The following is a 1,642-nucleotide window of genomic DNA, read 5'->3' on the forward strand; positions in this document are numbered from 1 at the left end:
TTCATCAGACAATCTGTGTGGACACTGCACAATGCGTATCTTTAGGTAAGGAGGTGATCCAACCGCAGGTTCCCCTACGGTTACCTTGTTACGACTTCACCCCAGTCATGAATCACAAAGTGGTAAGCGCCCTCCCGAAGGTTAAGCTACCTACTTCTTTTGCAACCCACTCCCATGGTGTGACGGGCGGTGTGTACAAGGCCCGGGAACGTATTCACCGTAGCATTCTGATCTACGATTACTAGCGATTCCGACTTCATGGAGTCGAGTTGCAGACTCCAATCCGGACTACGACATACTTTGTGAGGTCCGCTTGCTCTCGCGAGTTTGCTTCTCTTTGTATATGCCATTGTAGCACGTGTGTAGCCCTACTCGTAAGGGCCATGATGACTTGACGTCATCCCCACCTTCCTCCGGTTTATCACCGGCAGTCTCCTTTGAGTTCCCACCATTACGTGCTGGCAACAAAGGATAAGGGTTGCGCTCGTTGCGGGACTTAACCCAACATTTCACAACACGAGCTGACGACAGCCATGCAGCACCTGTCTCAGAGTTCCCGAAGGCACTAAGCTATCTCTAGCGAATTCTCTGGATGTCAAGAGTAGGTAAGGTTCTTCGCGTTGCATCGAATTAAACCACATGCTCCACCGCTTGTGCGGGCCCCCGTCAATTCATTTGAGTTTTAACCTTGCGGCCGTACTCCCCAGGCGGTCGATTTAACGCGTTAGCTCCGGAAGCCACGGGTCAAGCCCACAACCTCCAAATCGACATCGTTTACAGCGTGGACTACCAGGGTATCTAATCCTGTTTGCTCCCCACGCTTTCGCACCTGAGCGTCAGTCTTTGTCCAGGGGGCCGCCTTCGCCACCGGTATTCCTCCAGATCTCTACGCATTTCACCGCTACACCTGGAATTCTACCCCCCTCTACAAGACTCTAGCTTGCCAGTTTCAAATGCAGTTCCCAAGTTAAGCTCGGGGATTTCACATCTGACTTAACAAACCGCCTGCGTGCGCTTTACGCCCAGTAATTCCGATTAACGCTTGCACCCTCCGTATTACCGCGGCTGCTGGCACGGAGTTAGCCGGTGCTTCTTCTGCGAGTAACGTCAATGCACAGTGCTATTAACACTGAACCCTTCCTCCTCGCTGAAAGTGCTTTACAACCCGAAGGCCTTCTTCACACACGCGGCATGGCTGCATCAGGCTTGCGCCCATTGTGCAATATTCCCCACTGCTGCCTCCCGTAGGAGTCTGGACCGTGTCTCAGTTCCAGTGTGGCTGGTCATCCTCTCAGACCAGCTAGGGATCGTCGCCTAGGTGAGCCATTACCTCACCTACTAGCTAATCCCATCTGGGCACATCCGATGGCGTGAGGCCCGAAGGTCCCCCACTTTGGTCTTGCGACGTCATGCGGTATTAGCTACCGTTTCCAGTAGTTATCCCCCTCCATCAGGCAGTTTCCCAGACATTACTCACCCGTCCGCCGCTCGTCACCCAGAGAGCAAGCTCTCCTGTGCTACCGCTCGACTTGCATGTGTTAGGCCTGCCGCCAGCGTTCAATCTGAGCCATGATCAAACTCTTCAATTAAAAGTTCGATTTGCTTCAACTCGTGAAGCGGTGCTCAAAAATTAACTTTCGTA

General features: G+C 52.7%; 1 rRNA gene. It reads right to left on the bottom strand.

Annotated elements, in window-relative coordinates:
• Positions 1-46 precede the first annotated feature (46 nt).
• Positions 47-1,589, bottom strand: a 16S ribosomal RNA gene (locus ACZRKO_RS22740).
• Between the last annotated feature and the right edge of the window lie 53 nt (positions 1,590-1,642).

It is taken from the genome of Ewingella sp. C233 (genome assembly GCF_055407225.1).